The organism is Legionella anisa, from assembly GCF_001467525.1.
GTDB lineage: Bacteria > Pseudomonadota > Gammaproteobacteria > Legionellales > Legionellaceae > Legionella > Legionella anisa.
In genome coordinates this window covers 64,587-78,723 of sequence record NZ_LNXS01000049.1, presented here as the reverse complement: position 1 = coordinate 78,723, position 14,137 = coordinate 64,587, and the positions used below count along the sequence as shown (strand labels likewise).

Genomic DNA, 14,137 nt, shown 5'->3' with positions numbered 1-14,137 from the left:
TGAGTAAATCTCCACAATTTAAGGAGAGCGTACTTTACAAAATCATTTAAACTCTGTCACACAGCCTTGCCGGAAGGACACAATGAAATCAAATTTTTCTTAGAGCATCTTGAAGAAAGGAAGTTAATAATTTCTACAGATACATACAAAAAAAATTTTAAAATCACAGTAGATGGTTTTAATTATATAGAATCCTTAAAAAAGACAATAAAATCTAATTTATGTTTTTGCGCGATGTCATTTGAAGAAGAACATAAATACATTTACGATCAAGTTATCAAACCCGCGGTGAATAAAGCCGGATTTGAAATACAACGTGTGGATGAATCACCTCATAACGAAGGCATTATTGATAAAATCATTGCTTTAATTCGTCAAAGTAAATTTTTGATCGCGGATCTAAGCGGCAATAAGCATGGTGTATATTATGAAGCAGGATTTGCGAAAGGCTTGAAAAGACCAGTAATTTTTACTTGCGAAGAGGAACATTTTTCAAATATCCATTTCGATGTAAAACATCTTAATTTTTTAAAATGGAACAAAAATAACATTCCGGGTGCTGTTGACCATCTTAGATGGAGAATAGAAGGAACAATAGGACGTGGTTCCATTACTAACTGAGATATGATGGCTCATTCATTAAACTATCTTTTAAAAAAACATATATAGCCTATAAAAATTCATATCGATTAAATTACGCTCATCTAATGGCCTTCATAAGAATGCAAGTAGGTACAAAGCATAACTTATTAGAATGCGGATAAAACATATAGTAAGAGTATATCCTATTGGTATTAACTGCAGCAAATATTAAATAATTATCTTTTCCACTCTTTTTTCATGAAAGTAAAAGCGATGACCTATATGAAATACTTTATGTAGAAGAAACGGGTAATTATTTGTAATAGTTATATCAAAAATATTATGGTTAAATAAAATAATTTTTGCCATTATTCGTCCCTCTTGATGACTGATGAAAATGGTATGATAACCGAAATTATCTTTATTCAAACTGTGAACATGTCCATTTATTGAGCGATGAGTAATCCTAACAATGGTGTGATCTGTTTTTAAGTCATAGAGTATGTAATTCCTAATTGCATCAAAATACTCACTTAATGCAAGATGATCAAAATGATATGCAAAATAATTAAAAGCAATTTTTGCGATGACTCTCGCAATTACATCATCAATCTCTGAACTAAACATTAGTTTGCTGTTATCGGGAAAAGGCGGCAAACAGTCCACTTTAGATGATTTTAGCTGTGGCTTGAACCCCGATGCCATTAACTTTTGGCGGATCTCATTGGCTTTATGGGGAAAATTCTCGAGCACGCATGAAGGCCCCAAAAATTGAATACTTGGAGGAAATAATCCTAATGAATCTAATGTACACTTATGAGGTAATTGGTCGCTAGGGAAATGAATGCAGATTCCTTTGGTTGAGTTCAATAGAATAAACTGCTCCGCAAGTTTTACTTTAAATAAATATCGACTATCTAATTCTATATCCACTAATGCGTTTCCATGTACAGGGGAGTATGTTCTTAGAGAAAGCTTTTTGCGCTTTTTCTGAATGATGTCAGAAAATCTTTTTTCTGATAATAAACCTGAAATAGCCCTATATAACACTCCATAAACACTATCTCTACCAAATACCAACTCTAATTTGGAGAAGTAATTATTACACTCCTGGCAGACTCTATTAACTAGTGTCATTGTATCCTTACCAAATAAGCCTATCATTTTTGATATAACGTGTTCCCTAGGAATTTTAGGTCGACGATTATTAGGAAACAATTTTTTGCAATATATGCACTGATGCATCTTCTTTTGTATAAATAGTGCCCGATCTTTTTGGGGTAATATTTTTTGTATTCCGTTAGAGCTACCTTCATAGAGTGGTGGAATGTCAGTTTCCATGTTTAAATCCTTTTAAATCAATGTGTTCATTTTATATTTCATTGATTTAAACATCAATCCTTTGGTTTATATTTATGACAAAGCTAGGATTTGCCATTGTGCGAGTAAGTAAATCAGCAACATTTAGACTTGCTAGTTGAAAGATTCATGGGGTCTTTGGGGTAGTAAGACTCATTGATAAGGAAGTTCTTTCTTATTTATTTTAATAATAGATATGTTGAAATCATTTTTTTTCAGATAATTCTCAAAGTTTATAATGGTATTATTCGGTACTTTAGGTCCCAACCAGATTTCTTTTAGAAAAGAGGTTTCTAATTTATAAGAATAAAGAGATATTTTTTTTGATTCTCTATATTCTGAATTTATAGAAAAATCATTTTCAAAACGAATAACCCTTTTACTTGCTGGTCTTATCATTGGTAAAAATCTTTTTTTAGGAAAATAGAACCCATTAGGATAGTCATGAAAATGACTATATTTACCATCTCTTAATAAAAGTCTCACTTCTGCTTCATGTGAATAGCTTTTATGTTTTGTAACTAAACAAATGCTAAAACAATATTTGAACAAATGGCTGTATAATTGATTTAGTGCTTTTTGCTGTTCTTTAGCATTATTTTTTTTAAATAACTGAGAATTGAAAATGATTTTTATGCGTTCACAAAGCTTATTAAAGTCATTCCTAAAAATGGCTTCTGAATAAATCACATTTGCAACTACAGGCTGTTCGGTTTTCTCTTTGGATAATAATGGGAATTCAGGGCTGATACCTATAGAAACGCCATAGCCATCATCGCCATAAAGACGCCATAAGGATAAATTATCATGCTCTTCTGAAAAAGAGCTAATATAAGAATTAAAATTATTACCTAATAGTAGATCTTCCAGATTTTTTTCGAATTTTCTGATCTCAGGCATATCTTTTTTAGATAATAGCTCCTTAAATACTTTATATCCATATGTTAACTCAAGAGTGTCATTCAGATTTTTATAATATGTAAATACAAATCTTTTGCCCTCAATTATTTTTTTGAAATTTTCTATGCTGGTATAGTGGTATAAGATTTTCTTACTAGAAAATTTATAATTGTGTTTAGTAAGGAATTCGTTACACTTTTTTGCAAATCCATTTATTAAATTTTCAATCTCTTCCATAAGTCACATCGCTATATTAAAGAATAATCTCTGCTCGTTCAAAAAAATTTTTAATTTCCTCTTCATCCCCAATATATAAAATTTTAGTACTATATTGAATGTCAAACTGTTGCTCTTTTAAAAAATCCCTCCATTTTTTGTCTGTTATATATAAATCAGAGAATGGCAGCATATCTGCAGTATGCTGAATATCCATAGGATCTCCTGATCGGATTTCCTTTGTACTTGTTTTAATTTTTGCAAGCAATGAACACTTTAAATATACATGAGGTAATTCTTTATAATAGGGCGAATTATAGAAATTTCTAAGTCCATTTATATTAGTTTGGCTTTTATCTAAAGCATTCCACATCATTAAATCATATATTTTGTAAATCTTACCGAATAAATGGTCCAGAGGTTCGAGTGAGTTAACACTTTGATTTGGAACTAAAAGATTGTTGTATTTTTGATTTAATTCCTTATTAAACTGATCCTGATATCTCATATTTTGTTGTATATTATTAATTCTTTCTTCATTTAGAGAAGCAATTAAATCGCTTTTTATGGAGTCCTTCATTTGCATTGGTAGGATAAAGGGATCAAAAGTAGGATAAATTATTATCTGGTTAGAAAGAGCTTCTCTCATTTCTTCTACTGGATCATCTTCAAAATGATCTAAATAGGATAAACTAATATCTTTTTTATTCTCTAGGTAGCTTTTCATTCCCTCACGTGTTTGAAAAATCTCAATATCCCAGGAAGAAGTTGTTGAAATTCCTAAAGTAATTGATTGTATAAAATCGAACCACTCTCTATTTTTATTTTCTCCGATAATTTCCAAACCTTGCTCAGAAAGAGGGACTATTATCTTGCCTTCTGAAACTCCTTTTTTCAAATAGAGAGATAATAAGGAAATATTTTTTAATTCAGAATCGTTTAATTTATGGGGATTGTTATGTAATTTGGTTAGAAGCAACATAATTGATGTATCTAACCACACTATTGGAATAGGGCATTTGGTAATTTTAATCAATAATTTTCTCCCAACATAAATTTATTTTGCTTTAAGATATTTATATAGCGTTGGCTTAGAAACTCCTATAAATTCGCATATCTTATTTATACTGTGTTGTTTTCCTTCATATAATTGCAAAGCTAATTTTGCTTTATCATTAGAAAGTTTTTTGGGACGACCCCCATTCTTTCCTCTTGCTCTAGCTGCCTGAAGCCCTGCATGCGTTCTTTCACGAATTAAATTGCGTTCAAATTCAGCTAAGGCGCCAAAGATATGAAAAATTAATTTTCCAGAGCTTGAAGAAGTATCAATTGATTCATTCAAGCTTTTTAAACCAATTTTTTTTGAGTCTAGTAGAGCGACCATTTCAATTAAATCCTTTAGTGAGCGACTTAATCTATCTAAGCGCCAAACAGTAAGAACATCTCCTTCGCGTGCAAATTCTAAAGCTGCTTCTAATCCAGGTCGTTGAATTTTGCTTCCTGTAACTTGATCATCAAAAATACGTTCACAACCTGCATTTTTTAATGCATCGTGTTGTAAGTTTAAATTTTGGTCATCTGTAGAAACACGCGCGTACCCAATTAGCATAATACACCTTTTAGTTAATTATCTCATGAAAAGTGATAATATCGCAACTTTGATTAATTAACCATATTTATTAACTTGCAATGCTCACATTTATTAAGGATTTTTAAGTAAAAATTCTTAATAGGCGGACTAGTAAACAAAACCCCCGTTTATAATTGCAAACATATCATCTTATGATATAATTAATTATGAATACAATTGATCATACATTGGAAAATCTATTAGAGCTTAATGGTGAAAGAATCATTATTGATGAATCTCTTGGATTATGGGTGAAGTTTGAGGTAATTAAAACACAAAGCCGACAACAGGGTATTAAATACTCATTAACTTTACATGATAAATCCAATAATCGAATATTGGGTTTTGATAATAGCCATGAAATAAAATATGGGGCAAAGAAGGGGATTAGCCCTGAAAGAACCTTCGATCACTGGCATTATGATGAGAACGATCGAGGTAGGCCCTATAATTATATCAATGCAGGACAGCTTTTAGAAGACTTTTGGAATGAGGTGGATAAGCGTCTTGTATCTCTTAAGGAGAGTAAATAATGAATAAAGCAAGAATAGGCATTATGTCCCTTGAGCAGTATAAGCAACGCACAATTGCCATTGCTAAGGGTATATATAAACCCAAAAAGGACGAACCAAAGATTTGGTTTACGTCAATGAAATCATTGGCTCATGTTTTGTCTGAGGATAATCAGCTTTTACTAAAGTTAATCATTGAAAATGAGCCGAAATCTGTATCTGATTTAGAGGCGTTAACTGGGTATAAAAGAAAAGCGAATAATATCCTTAGGACTTTAAGGACAATGGAGCAGTATGGCTTGGTTAAGTTGGAAGAGAGTCCAAATAAAATACATAGAGGAAGGGCGCCCTTAAAGCCTAAAGCCTTATACGATGAATTTGACGTTGCGTTTTCTATTCAACAGGTTTGTTGATCTATATATAGTTATCTAATTAAAGATGCGGGCTCATAAGGAGTATGATGCGCGATAAAGTAAATGTCCTATATTATCCTGATACACAGGTATCACATACAACACTAAAAAAATGTATTTTATTCTTTGATGAAATCCATTTTATGGATAGACCTGCATTTACTATTGGTAACTTTGGCTTAATTGGATCTCCATCACCATTAAGGGCAACTGAGAAATCCTTTCGAGAAGACGCTCTGGAGTACCAATATATGTTCATGGTGTTAAAGTAGGAATAATTTCGAATGATTTGCTGGAAAAAGTGGAATCAGATTTAAGTGATTATTCCTTCATTAAAAGTTATAGAGACGGACTATCAAAGTCGAGTACCTTTAGGGATCAGCAGTTTCCTGAAGGAGATTATGGTTCTTTTGGAAGGACCAAAAAGGAACTTATAACGCTTTTTGAGAATATTGCCCCCTCAACATTAGCTAGTCCTAATGCTACAGAGTTTTTAAAAAAAGCTTTTCTCCTTTTGATATAACAAATCCTGAAGCTATATATGCATTTTTATTACAGCGAATAGCATTATGTTCTGCACAATTAAATTTTGCATTAATGGAGGGGGAAAGGAACGGATTTATTCCATTAGCAGATGCAAATCCTTATGCCAATCTTTTAAATACACACTATAGGCGTGCTGCTAAAATCATAGAGAAATTAGATACCACCATTAGTATTGCTGATCTTGGTTTTGCAATATTGATGAGTTAATATCGGATGAAAGCATAGAAAGCATGGATATTAAAAAGGTTGTGGCATATAGAAAAAAATATGAAAATGCCAGAGAGGAATTCTTAGAGTATCTTGCCTCTATTCAAACAAAACAAGCTAACCTTCTTACACATGATAATTATTTAGATGCCATCAATAAATTAATTAAAACAGAAATCACTCCAGCTGTAACAAATTTTAGAAAGAGGCTTGAAACCATTGACGAAGGATTCACAAGTAGCCTATTTAAAGGAGTCATAGAAGGGGCTGCTGTATTTAGCGGGGTACATATATTCACTGATATTTCTTGGATACAAATTGCCGCTTTAGCTGGAGCATCAGGTCGATACGTTTTGAAAGCAGCTGTAGATAATTATTTTGCAGAACGTGCTTTGAGAAGAGAAAGTAGTATTTCTTACCTGCTCTCGTTAGATAGACATATACAAAATACTAAAAAATAAAAGAGATATCATTGAATACTATAAATACTTTTAAAGTTACAACTTCAACAGCGTATTCAACTCGCCAATTCGAGTTAGCCGATATACGTACCTAATCAGGATTATCAGTAAACAAGGTTGTCCCATTTTTCTCTTTTTTTTTGTAAATAAATTTGTTTGATGGAATTTCTTTATATACTGGTACCGGCATATTATTTAATTCATAACTACTTGATAAAAAGTTAATGGCTGGTTCAAAACCCTGTTCGGCTGATTTTTTAAACCAATATAATGCTTTGTTTTTGTTCTTAGCCGTTCCCTCTCCGCGAAGATACATAATTCCTAAATTATATTGTGCTTTTTCCTCCCCATTTTCAGCTGCTTTAGTAAACCAAAAGAGAGCTTTTTTCTCATCAATATAATTAACATAGCCTGAATAATAGGCTACTCCTAAATTATATTGTGACCTCCTATTTCCTTTTTCAGCGGACTTAGTAAGTAATTTTATTCCTTCATTGATATTTTGTTTATAGCCGTTCTCTCCAAGTAATATTGAAAGACCCTCGACTCCTTCAGAGTCAAAAGATAAATTTTGATTTTGATTCTGATTTGGAGTTGATGTTAATGTATAAAAATTAATTGGAGAGTTATTTATAGTTTTGTTTGTATAGTTTTCAGAAGATATTGAATTTCTCACAGTGTTTTTATTTGTTTTTTCAATAAATATTTCAGGTTTAAAAATGTAGTAATCCATTCCAATAAAAATCAGCAGCAGAATACCAATAATTGCCATAATTATTGCTATTGTATCTAAAATTAAATTTGACAACTTTCTTTCTTCTGGGTTTTGAGATGTATTTGACTCTTCAGTCAATTTTTCAGTATCTTTCTTTTGGGATAAATTTTTTTGAAGATTTTCTTTTAATATAGAATTAATAATTGCTTGTTTATGATGTTTTTTTAGTTTTTGATTAGAGCCACTCAATATTTGAAAAATTTCTGGTGCATAATTAGAAAGCTCTTGAGGTAGCCCTAATCGAACTATGGAATCTTCTTTTTCTTTAAAAGCAAATTGAATATGTTCAACATCAAAACGATATTTAATCAAATAAACATATATAGTATTGGCTTTTATTTGATAATCTTTTGGAATTTTTTTATATAGTAATTTAATTTTGTGGCTTGTTTGAGTGTAGTTTGGGTGTTTATTGTATGCTATACCGCAATTTGGACATTGCCATTCCGGAACTGTTTCATTGTTTTTCCTTGTATAATGACATTCCGGACACTTCATATTATTCCTTAATTTATTTATATTATAATTATGACTAAATATGATTTAATTGCAAAATTGCTTGCTATTTTTAGGATTTCCTTAATTTTATAAAATTATAATTTATTCATTACATATACTTTTCCGACTATAAGCCCTAAGCTTTGGATATAATTTTTGAAAAAATTTTCGTTTAATTGATTTAATAATTTTAAATACAAAAATGGTGATAGGGGGTTAGCGAAGGAAAAATTAGGATAGTTGATGGTGGGTGAATTAACTTACAAAAAGTCTGATTACTGCGATAATCAGACATTTCTTAATTATAGTATTAAGCGGATTCAATGATAGAAATTAAGCGTATATACGCGTTCTTCATTGAGGTATTTATGGAAGTACAAAAAATTAACCTGAGTTCTTTTGATGTCACATGGATAGTTCTTGATGACAATTACTTGCCGATTAAACCAATCACTGAATTTTATTCGTTATTTAAATAATATTGATCAATTAATATTGATAAATCACCATTTACAGTTCGCAGCTATGCACATCATCGAAAATTATATAGGGAGTTTTACTTAAAGACATCGTTCTTTCTCTCCATGCGACAAACACAACAGATATGTAGTATAATTATTCAATCTGTTATGAAGGTTGTCTCAAATGCCAAAAACTCTTTTAATCGAAGAACGATCTAAATATCAAGCTCCAGAATTTAAAAAACGTAGAGCCGTTTTAAAAGATACCGTAGAAAAGTTCACTATACCAGGTGCAGCGGACCGATATAGGGAACAAGCTCGGAAAAATCATCAGCAATGGGATTCTGCTCGAATATCACCACCAAATCACGTTAGAGTTCTTGCCGGAGATTGGGGTGATGTAACACACGATTTAGCCAAAACCAATGGTGCTATATATGCGGTATTGAATATGGCAAATGCTTATAGTCCAGGTGGAGGCTACCTTGAAGGGATGGTTGCCCAAGAAGAGAATATGTATCGGCGCACAGATTGCCATTTTTACGTGCATGATGATGAAATGGACGAAGGTAAGAATTTATATACTTCAAAGATGACCCAATTAATAAATGGGGTTCATGGAAGAGTTTATCTAGATACTACAAACCCACGTATTTGTATAAAAGGTAGGGAGGAAGCTAAAGCTTCAGGTTATACTGACCTGGACCCCGAGGATTATTTTTTGTTTTATGAGTTAAAATCCGCAGCGGATGATTTACGAGGCGGTGACTCTTTTGATGAAGCAAGCATGCGGAAAAAAATCGCTGCTCAATTAGATACCCTAAAGGAGAAAAATATTCGTCATGTGGTGCTAAGCGCCTTTGGTTGTGGTGCTTTCGGGAACCCTCCAGCACATGTTGCGCGAATTTATCGAGAAGAGCTCACGAAACGTATAGGCGATTTTGATGATGTAGTCTTTGCTGTGTATCACGCAAACTACGGATCTAACAACTTCATTCCATTTCAAAAGGAATTGGATGGTTTACCACTAAATCAGAAGCAACTTGATATTGATAAAAAATTAACATCAACCCTTAAAGATAATCTAAATCAAAAAATATGGGATAAACGCGGATTCGCATTTATTTTTTTTGACCGTAGAAAAACACCCACAGGTATTGTGCAAATCAGAGCTATCCTCAATAGTGAAATGGACGAATTTAGCAAACTCATTGAGTTGAAAAAGGTAGCTCAAGATCGTCTTGATCATCCACCCAAGTTCACAAAACGTGACGTAAAGGTCAAAGAGTTGTATGAAAAAATCATAAATATTGATTTGACTAAAGTAGATGGCCAGGTGATACAACAATTCGAAAGTGAGCCTGATTTAACAGCAAAGAACAAGGTTTTAAATTCATGATATACCCTCTTTTTGCGACCCAAATCAGACCCAAAGATATACATCTTATTTGTCACAACCCTATGTACAAACTAGGTATGTAAGAAAGAATTTATATTTAAAACTCGTTCAATTATTTACCGATTTACAGCGGAACTTATTGAATTATACTCATTTGAATCAACTGCAATATGCTTTAATTGCTCAAAACTTCGTAGATCTTTTTTATAACCGCGGGGAAGCCCATCTTTCATTATACCAAGACAAGAGGTGTATGTATCTTTGTCTATTTTTGGAATATTTAATTGCTTAAATGATTTTTTATCGGTAGCGGTTATACCCGTGTTTCCTTTAAAATACTGTTCGCACAGAGATAAAAATAATTTATCGTTACTTACTACCGTTATATTAATATTTTTTTTATCAACAAGCCTTATCAGGTAATTTACTTCGTGGTCTTTTTTAACCAGTTTTGATTTAATAAATCCATGATCACGAAGAGCATATCGCTCTTTCTCTTTTTGTTCTATTGATGCTTGTTCTTCTAACTCATCAAATGTTGGTATTTCTCCCTCTGCCACGTGACATAATTTTGAATAGGTGTCTTTATTCATATGTGGCAGATAAAGTGTATATTTCTTTTTATCAAAAGTAACTATAGTGGCATCATCCATAGCACAGGCTTTAGCATATTGTCTTAGAGTAGCTTCATTATTACCCTCTACTTCAAGCATAAGCCCTGTGTTACCGAAATAAGCTTTACATTTCATAATATTCACAATAAAAAAAGATAAAAACTATACATGGATGATAAATTGTATTCAAGAAGTTTCCCTGGCACACAGAGCGGTCTCATCTTAAATTGAGTGAGTAGATTTTATCTTGTCCCAAAGGTGCTCAAAAATAAAATGAAGTATATTCAATCCGCGGTCAATTTTATATCACCTAAGTAGTCGGTTTTTTTATTTCATCTAATTGTAAGTTTAGATTTAGTAAACACAAGTAAACAAAACCCCCGTTTATTTCCTCATAATTCTTGACTATAGGTTTGAAAAAAGTAAGGGTGATCCAATCAGGGTGTTTTTTGCCTTTGCTCCAAAACGGAAAGGTATTTGTATTTACGTATTATTAAGTATCCAAGGTTTAGTTTGGCTCATTTTTGGAATCGTCCAGTTCAAGCCACATTGCATTTAAAATGGCAAAACAACAGGCCAGTCCAGTACCCAAAATCCAGGAAAAGTACCACATAATCATCTCCTAATAAGCTGTATCTTGATTTTTAGTAATTGTTTGCTCTGTTATTTTTCCTCGTAATACACGGTAAACCCAAGCGGTATAAAGCAAAATTATCGGTAACAAAATAACAGTTCCAATTAACATGTTAAACAAAGTTAACTGACTTGAGGAACTATCCCAAACCAGCAAGCTCTGTTCAGGATTAGACGAAGAGGGCAGTATAAATGGAAACATACTGACTCCAACAGTGGCGATAATGCCAGCAACTGAAAGGGCGCTGCAAATAAACGCTGTTTTAACATGTTTTGCAGCAAGGAAGGCTAATAATGCCGCAATTATGCCGATTGCTGGGGCAAATAAAGTGATGGGCAGATCGCGATAGTTAAAAAACCAAGCATCTGCAAGTCGAATCGCCGTCTTATAATGTGGATTCGATGGACCATCATGAGCTATAGTTCCTGTCACACTGTACCCATCAATACCATAATGAAGCCAAATTCCAGCGCCTATAAAGATCAATAAGCTCAGGAGAGCAGATATTTTTCCTGCCGTTCTGGCTCGCTTTTGGATGTGATCTTCTGTTCTTAAGTTAAGGTAAAAAGCACCATGCATGGCAAGCATCAACACCGACAACAAACCACACAGCAGGGCAAAAGGATTCAGTAAATCAAGGAAGCTGCCAGTGTAGAATGGTCGTAAATATTCATCAAAATGAAAGGGAACACCTTGTAATACATTGCCAATGGCAACACCAAAAATGAGGGCAGGGACAAAGCCGCCAACAAATAAAGCATAATCCCAGAATGAACGCCATTGAGGGTTCGCTAATTTTGAACGGTATTTAAAAGCAACGGGACGCAAGATGAGCGCTAACAAAACCAGAAGCATCGCAAAATAAAAACCCGAGAAAGAGAGGGCATATAAGGCAGGCCAGGCAGCAAAGATGGCGCCGCCACCCAGAATAAACCAGACTTGATTTCCTTCCCAGGTTGCGCCAATGCTATTAATTAGTATGCGTCTTTCTATATCTGTTTTTGCAAGCCAGGGTAGCCACATTGCAACACCCAGGTCAAAACCATCCATGACTGCAAAACCAATCAGTAATACACCGAGCAGGAGCCACCATATAATTCGTAATGTTTCATAGTCCAAAGGCATAATGAATCTCCTAGTGCGCCATATTATCAGGGCCAAGACGGATGTATTTAACCATCAAGAAAATTTCAACTATGGCAAGAATGGTGTAAAAGAGAATGAATCCGCTTATTGATGTTAATACTTGGGTAGTGCTTATACTGGATGCGCCCATCGCCGTAGGTAAAATGTCCTGGACTGACCAAGGCTGTCGTCCATATTCTGCAACTACCCAGCCTAGCTCTGCAGCAATCCAGGGTAATGGCAGTGAAAAGAATGCTATTCGCAAATACCAACGGGTTGTATGTAATTTACGTTTCATGGACAAGTAGAAACCCGTTGCGAATAATAAAATAAAGAAGAATCCGCACGCCACCATGATCCGGAATGAGAAAAATAAAGGCGTGACTCGAGGTTTCAGATCATGTGCTGCCTGGTTAATTTGCTCTTCAGTTGCATCAACTACATTTTCAGTATATCTCTTTAAGAGCAGGCCATAACCTAAATATTTATTGTGTGCCGTAAAATCAGCTTTTGCTTGCTCGTCATTAGGATTTTTTTGTAAGCGGGTTAATGCTTCATAAGCAAGCATACCTTCTTTGATTCGTTCTTTTCCTTGCTCGATTAATTCAGAAATACCTATAAGTGGCTCAGTGAAGCTACGTGTTGCGATTAATCCCAATACGTAAGGGATGTTCAATGCATAATCAGTACGCATTTTTTCCTCATTGGGAATTCCAAAAACCGTAAGAGCAGCAGGAGCTTTTTCTGTATGCCACAAGGCTTCAATTGCCGCAAATTTCATTTTTTGCTGTTCATTATCAAGATGGCCACTTTCATCGCCTAATACGACTACAGCTAAGGCTGATGCAAGTCCAAAGCTTGCTGCTACAGTTATTGAACGTTTGGCAAATTGGATGTTTCTGCCGCGTAATAAAAAGTAAGCGCTAATGGATAAGACAAAAATTGAACCCGTGACGTAACCCGCACTAATAGTATGAACAAATTTGGCTTGGGCCACCGGATTAAACATCACCGCAACAAAATCGGTAACCTCCATCCTCATGGTTTGGAAATTAAATTCCGCTCCAACAGGATTTTGCATCCAACCATTAGCAATCAAAATCCATAATGCGGAAAGATTTGTGCCTAAAGCAAGTAACCAGGTACAAAACATATGTTGCAAGCGACTTAATCGGTCCCAGCCGAAAAAAAACAAACCGACAAAAGTGGCTTCTAAAAAGAAAGCCATCAGTCCTTCAAGAGCCAGCGGAGCACCAAAAACATCGCCAACATAATGAGAGTAATAGGCCCAATTGGTACCAAATTGAAACTCCATAGTCAGTCCGGTAGCTACACCTAAAACGAAATTAATACCAAAGAGAATTCCCCAATATTTGACCATCTGTCGCCAAATATCGTGGCCTGTCATTACATAGACTGTTTCCATAATCGCTAAAATGAGCGATAAGCCCAATGTGAGTGGGACAAAAAGGAAATGATAAAGCGCTGTTAGAGCAAATTGTAAACGGGAAAGATCGACCAGGTCACTACCAGGAATCATTGCTCACCTCACATGTCGTATACTGTATTGATAAAGTCCTTGCTAAAATCTCCCTATAATGTTTAAAAAAACATTAGGGGGTTTCCTTAGTTCATTTTTCTTTAGAAAGAATAGATTCTTTTTGTTGGCTGGTGCCTAATAGCCATTGCTCATTGCTTTGATGTGATCGTTCCACATCCTTAAAGCAAATTATCCATAGTAAAATCAATAAGCTAAACTTAATAATTAAGGTTATTAGAATATCACGAGTTAGTGGTTTAATCAT

General features: G+C 33.9%; 17 protein-coding genes. 7 read left to right on the top strand and 10 right to left on the bottom strand.

The genetic code is table 11. From position 1 onward, the window contains the following. The first annotated feature begins 66 nt into the window (after nucleotides 1-66). Nucleotides 67-621, top strand: a complete 555-nt coding sequence (locus Lani_RS15620; RefSeq protein WP_127908220.1) for a TIR domain-containing protein — start codon at nucleotides 67-69, stop codon at nucleotides 619-621. A 189-nt stretch (nucleotides 622-810) separates the two neighbouring features. On the opposite strand, the gene Lani_RS15615 is transcribed toward Lani_RS15620, so the two are convergent. From Lani_RS15615 to Lani_RS15600, 4 genes are all read right to left on the bottom strand, one after another. Then, nucleotides 811-1,923 (bottom strand): HNH endonuclease, encoded by a 1,113-nt coding sequence (locus Lani_RS15615; RefSeq protein ID WP_019234216.1) that lies wholly within the window; start codon nucleotides 1,921-1,923, stop codon nucleotides 811-813. Between the two features lie 171 nt (nucleotides 1,924-2,094). Continuing rightward, nucleotides 2,095-3,078, bottom strand: a complete 984-nt coding sequence (locus Lani_RS15610) for a DUF2971 domain-containing protein (RefSeq protein WP_019234217.1) — start codon at nucleotides 3,076-3,078, stop codon at nucleotides 2,095-2,097. 16 nt (nucleotides 3,079-3,094) lie between these two features. Next, the gene (locus Lani_RS15605) at nucleotides 3,095-4,093 is read right to left on the bottom strand and encodes a hypothetical protein (RefSeq protein ID WP_019234218.1); all 999 of its coding nucleotides are present in this window, start codon (nucleotides 4,091-4,093) and stop codon (nucleotides 3,095-3,097) included. Between the two features lie 21 nt (nucleotides 4,094-4,114). Then, complete coding sequence (locus tag Lani_RS15600) at nucleotides 4,115-4,666, bottom strand: recombinase family protein (RefSeq protein ID WP_019234219.1); 552 nt, start codon at nucleotides 4,664-4,666, stop codon at nucleotides 4,115-4,117. Nucleotides 4,667-4,854: 188 nt separating this feature from the next. Between Lani_RS15600 and Lani_RS15595 the strand changes: the two genes are divergently transcribed. From Lani_RS15595 to Lani_RS15570, 4 genes are all read left to right on the top strand, one after another. Next, complete coding sequence (locus Lani_RS15595; RefSeq protein ID WP_019234220.1) at nucleotides 4,855-5,220, top strand: toxin-antitoxin system TumE family protein; 366 nt, start codon at nucleotides 4,855-4,857, stop codon at nucleotides 5,218-5,220. Then, nucleotides 5,220-5,612 carry an HVO_A0114 family putative DNA-binding protein gene (locus Lani_RS15590; protein WP_010655103.1) on the top strand — a complete coding sequence of 131 codons (393 nt, stop codon included), beginning with the start codon at nucleotides 5,220-5,222 and terminating at the stop codon, nucleotides 5,610-5,612. Before Lani_RS15595 ends, Lani_RS15590 begins: the two co-directional genes overlap by 1 nt. A 44-nt stretch (nucleotides 5,613-5,656) precedes the next feature. Then, nucleotides 5,657-5,884 carry a hypothetical protein gene (locus tag Lani_RS15585; protein WP_223499498.1) on the top strand — a complete coding sequence of 76 codons (228 nt, stop codon included), beginning with the start codon at nucleotides 5,657-5,659 and terminating at the stop codon, nucleotides 5,882-5,884. Between the two features lie 504 nt (nucleotides 5,885-6,388). Further along, on the top strand, nucleotides 6,389-6,826 hold the full coding sequence (locus Lani_RS15570; RefSeq protein ID WP_019234223.1) for a hypothetical protein: 438 nt from the start codon (nucleotides 6,389-6,391) through the stop codon (nucleotides 6,824-6,826). Between the two features lie 91 nt (nucleotides 6,827-6,917). On the opposite strand, the gene Lani_RS15565 is transcribed toward Lani_RS15570, so the two are convergent. Then, entirely contained in the window at nucleotides 6,918-8,099 is a 1,182-nt protein-coding gene (locus tag Lani_RS15565; RefSeq protein ID WP_019234224.1) for a tetratricopeptide repeat protein, read from the bottom strand. Nucleotides 8,100-8,422: 323 nt separating this feature from the next. On the opposite strand from Lani_RS15565, the gene Lani_RS20300 reads away from it, so the two are divergent. Further along, on the top strand, nucleotides 8,423-8,578 hold the full coding sequence (locus tag Lani_RS20300; protein ID WP_156415171.1) for a hypothetical protein: 156 nt from the start codon (nucleotides 8,423-8,425) through the stop codon (nucleotides 8,576-8,578). 166 nt (nucleotides 8,579-8,744) lie between these two features. Beyond that, nucleotides 8,745-9,959: a poly(ADP-ribose) glycohydrolase domain-containing protein gene (locus tag Lani_RS15560; protein ID WP_019234225.1), complete on the top strand. Its 1,215-nt coding sequence runs from the start codon at nucleotides 8,745-8,747 to the stop codon at nucleotides 9,957-9,959. A 116-nt stretch (nucleotides 9,960-10,075) separates the two neighbouring features. Here the strand turns inward: Lani_RS15560 and Lani_RS15555 are convergent, their stop codons facing one another. The 5 genes from Lani_RS15555 to cydP form a co-directional block, all read right to left on the bottom strand. After that, nucleotides 10,076-10,708: a hypothetical protein gene (locus Lani_RS15555; RefSeq protein WP_019234226.1), complete on the bottom strand. Its 633-nt coding sequence runs from the start codon at nucleotides 10,706-10,708 to the stop codon at nucleotides 10,076-10,078. Between the two features lie 373 nt (nucleotides 10,709-11,081). Next, nucleotides 11,082-11,186 (bottom strand): cytochrome bd-I oxidase subunit CydX, encoded by a 105-nt coding sequence (cydX, locus tag Lani_RS15550; protein ID WP_019234227.1) that lies wholly within the window; start codon nucleotides 11,184-11,186, stop codon nucleotides 11,082-11,084. Between the two features lie 9 nt (nucleotides 11,187-11,195). Further along, nucleotides 11,196-12,332: a cytochrome d ubiquinol oxidase subunit II gene (cydB, locus tag Lani_RS15545; RefSeq protein WP_019234228.1), complete on the bottom strand. Its 1,137-nt coding sequence runs from the start codon at nucleotides 12,330-12,332 to the stop codon at nucleotides 11,196-11,198. Between the two features lie 10 nt (nucleotides 12,333-12,342). Beyond that, nucleotides 12,343-13,872 (bottom strand): cytochrome ubiquinol oxidase subunit I, encoded by a 1,530-nt coding sequence (locus Lani_RS15540; protein ID WP_019234229.1) that lies wholly within the window; start codon nucleotides 13,870-13,872, stop codon nucleotides 12,343-12,345. A 91-nt stretch (nucleotides 13,873-13,963) separates the two neighbouring features. Further along, nucleotides 13,964-14,137, bottom strand: a complete 174-nt coding sequence (cydP, locus tag Lani_RS20530) for a cytochrome oxidase putative small subunit CydP (RefSeq protein WP_019234230.1) — start codon at nucleotides 14,135-14,137, stop codon at nucleotides 13,964-13,966.